Source organism: Paracoccus sp. (in: a-proteobacteria) (genome assembly GCF_030536915.1).
Lineage (GTDB): Bacteria > Pseudomonadota > Alphaproteobacteria > Rhodobacterales > Rhodobacteraceae > Paracoccus.
This window is the reverse complement of the sequence record NZ_JAUNPC010000124.1, coordinates 2,942-6,152: the sequence shown is the minus strand read 5'-3', so window position 1 is coordinate 6,152 and position 3,211 is coordinate 2,942. Positions and strand designations below refer to the sequence as shown.

Annotated in this window: 4 protein-coding genes; all 4 read left to right on the top strand. The window is 74.6% G+C overall.

Features of this window, described 5'->3' with window-relative positions:
• Positions 1-447, top strand: a 447-nt coding sequence (locus Q4F04_RS14295; protein WP_303370476.1) for a phage baseplate assembly protein V, incomplete at its 5' end; no start/stop codon positions are given.
• 4 nt (positions 448-451) lie between these two features.
• Positions 452-799 (top strand): hypothetical protein, encoded by a 348-nt coding sequence (locus Q4F04_RS14290; protein WP_303370475.1) that lies wholly within the window; start codon positions 452-454, stop codon positions 797-799.
• Between the two features lie 12 nt (positions 800-811).
• The gene (locus tag Q4F04_RS14285) at positions 812-1,216 is read left to right on the top strand and encodes a GPW/gp25 family protein (protein WP_303370474.1); all 405 of its coding nucleotides are present in this window, start codon (positions 812-814) and stop codon (positions 1,214-1,216) included.
• A partial coding sequence (locus Q4F04_RS14280; protein ID WP_303370473.1) for a baseplate J/gp47 family protein occupies positions 1,209-3,211 on the top strand: 2,003 nt, incomplete at its 3' end. The genes Q4F04_RS14285 and Q4F04_RS14280, both read left to right, overlap by 8 nt.

Here is a 3,211-nt window from a genome sequence, read left to right as displayed (position 1 = left end):
GACAGCGACCCCGAGAAGATGGGCCGCTGCCGGATCGAGCTGCCGGATTTCGGCGGCCTCGACGCGGGCTGGATGGCCTGCCTTGCGCCGGGGGCGGGGCGCAGGCGAGGCATGGTGGCGCTGCCCCAGAAGGGCGACGACCTGCTGGTGCTGTTTCCCGAAGGCGACCCGGCCCGCGGCATCCTGCTGGGCGGGCTGTTCGGGGCGCAGGCCCTGCCCCCCGAGGCGCGTCGCCAGCCGCACGGGATCGTGCTGCGGACCGGGGGCGGGCAGGTCCTGGACCTCGGCGGCGGCGGGGCCGCGGTGACGCTTGCGACATCGGGCGGAAGCCTTCTGGAAATGGGGCCGGGCGGCGTGCGGCTTGCCGCCGCCGCCGACCTGGTGATCGAGGCGCCGCGCCGGACCATCACCATCCGGGCGGCGGAGATCCGGTTCGAACGGGAATGAGACGATGCTGAAGGTGCTGACCGAACAGGCCGAACTGCGCTGCGCCCATGGCGGCCGGGTGGGGCTGGAAGCCTCGCAGGACCTGGTGCGGATCGCGGGCGTGCCGGTGCTGGTCCGCCCCGACCTTCTGAACCGCCCGATCCGGGCCTGCCCGCATGCGACGCCCGCCAACCCGCCCTGTTTCAGGACGGTCTCGGTGGACGAGGCCGCGTCCTATTCCGCCTTTGTCTTCATCGGGGGCCAGCCGATGGCCAAGCTTTCCGCCACCGGAAAAACGGACTGGAGCAAGCTCGGCGTCGTGCCCTTTTCCGTCGGCGCGGCGGGTCAGGATTTCGTCACCCTGCGGGAATGAGGGAGGGGCGCGATGGCAGGCTTGCAGGGATGGCTTTTCGCCCCATTAGGCGGCCCGGGCCTTGCCGCGGATGGCGCCGTGGCGATGGTCGGCGGCCCGGCCCTCATCAGCCAGTCGCTGATGATCCTGCTGGGCACCGTGCCCGGCGAACGGGTGATGCGGCCCGATTACGGCTGCCCGCTGGACCGGCTGGTCTTCGCCCCGAACGACGCCACCACCGCGGGGCTTGCGATCCATTACGTCCGCCAGGCCCTGCGCCGGTGGGAGCCGCGGGTCGAGATCCTGCGGCTGGACGCCGGCCCCGACCCGCAGGGCGCGCCCGAGGCGCTGCGGATCTGGCTGGAATACCGCATCCGCCGGACGGTGCAGCACGGCAGCCTCGGCTTCACGCTCGACCTGGGGGGCGGCCATGCGTGACGAGGACCTGATCGACCGCCGCCGATTTGCCGATCTTGTCGAGGAGGCGCTGGCGATCATCCGCGCCCGCTGCCCCGACTGGACCGACCATTCCCCCGGCGATCCGGGGATCACGCTGGTCGAGGTCTATGCCTGGCTGACCGAGACGATGCTGTATCGCTTGAACCGCCTGCCGGGGCGGCTGCATCTGGAACTGCTGAAACTTCTGGGCGTCCTGCCCCTGCCCGCCGCGGCGGCCGAGACGCGGCTGCAGGCCAGCCGCGCGGGCGACGACCTTCCGGCGGCCGAATGGCCCGAAGGGCTGCGCGTCTCGGACCCCGAGGGCAAGGTGATCTTTTCCACCTGCGCCCCCTTGCGCTTTGCGGCGGGCGAAACCGCCGCCGAGGTGCCCGCCGTCCAGGCCGAGCCGGTCGAGGGCGAGCTGCTGGGCCTTGGCACCGGCGAGGCCGGGCGCAGCTTCACCCTGCGCCGCGGCCCGGTGCCGCGCCCGCTGCCGGTGGCCGAAACCCTGCGGGTCGGCGTCGAATGGCCGGGCGGCGACGAGGTGCCGCCCGAGGCCCACACCATCAGCCTGGAAGGCCGGGTCTTCGTGCTGTGGGACGAGGTGCCGGGCTTCCGTCCCGGCCAGCCGCCCCGCGCCTTTGTCGCCGACCGCCGGGCGGGGCGGATCACCTTTGCGCCGCTGTCGGGGGTGATCCGCGCGGGCGACGGGGCGGGCGGCTTCGCCATCCCCCCGCGCGGGGCCGAGATCCGGGCCTGGTATCTCGTCGGCGGCGGGCGGGCGGGCAACGTGCCGCCCGGCACCCTGACCCGGCTGCGCCAGCCGGTGCCGGGGCTGTCGGTCACCAATCCCGCGCGGGCCACGGGGGGCGAGGATGCCGAAACCCCCGCCGCCTTCGTGGCGCGGGGCTCGGACGCGGTGCGGATGCCCGATTCCGCCATCACCGCCGGGGATTTCGAACGCGTCGCGCTGGCCGCGGGCGGCGTCGCCCGCGCCGGGGCCGAGGCGGAACTGGCGCTGTGGTCCTTCGGCCGCCCCGGCGTGGTCGAGGTCCGCATCGTCCCGCAGGTGCCCCCCGACCCCGAGACCGGCGCCGTGACCGAGGAGATGCTGGCCGCCCACCGGCAGGAGCCCTTGCGCGAGCGGGCCGAGCGGCTGCTGGACGCCCATCGCCCGATCGGGGTCCGCGTCGCCGTGCGCTGGACCCGCTGCCGCCCCGCCGCGGTCGAGGCCCGCATCACCGCCTCGCCGTCCGAGGACATCGCGGCCTTGGAACGGCGGGTGACGCGGCGGCTGAACGCGCTGCTGTCCCCCTTGGGCGGCTGGCCCGCCGGCAAGGCGCTGCGGATATCGGAAGTCTACGAGGCGATCCTGGCCGAGCCGGGCGTGCGCTATGCCGAAGGGGTCAGCCTGTCCACCACCGACGGGCCGGACGGCCCGGTCGGCGCGCTGGTGGCCGACCCCCACCAGCCGCGCACGCTTTACGCGCTGATGCCCGACGGGCTTTACCGCTCGCTCGACGATGCGCAGGCTTGGGAACGGGTGGCGGGCGGCGAAGGGCTGCGGCCCCGGGCGCTGGCGGCGGACCCGGACCTGCCGGGCTTTCTCGCGCTGGCGCTGGAACGCCCCGACGGCCAGACCGAGCTTCGCAGCTCGGCCAGTTGCGGCGAGGACTGGACCGGGCTCGAGGTTCTGCCGAAACCCGTCCACGGCCTTGCCGTCACCGCGCGGGAAGGCCGGCGCTGGCTGGTGATCGCCGGGGCCGAGGGCTGCCTGCAGCGCGACCTTGCCACGCCGGGCCTGCAGGCTGTCGAGGTGGGACCGGGCGGCACCGGCTTCTACGCCGCCGCCAGCGCGACCAGCGCCGCCGGGACCGGCTTCGTGGCGCTGGCCGCGCGTTCGGGCGGGGGGGTGTGGCTGTCGTCCCGCTGCGGCGCTGGCGGCAGCTTCCAGCAGCTTCCCGGCTCGCAGAACCTCGACATCCGGGCGCTGGC

Excerpts from the sequence above, each read along its gene's own strand:
- Q4F04_RS14285 (WP_303370474.1), top strand. The coding sequence starts at position 812 with ATGGCAGGCTTGCAGGGATGGCTTTTCGCCCCATTAGGCGGCCCGGGC.
- Q4F04_RS14290 (WP_303370475.1), top strand. The coding sequence starts at position 452 with ATGCTGAAGGTGCTGACCGAACAGGCCGAACTGCGCTGCGCCCATGGC.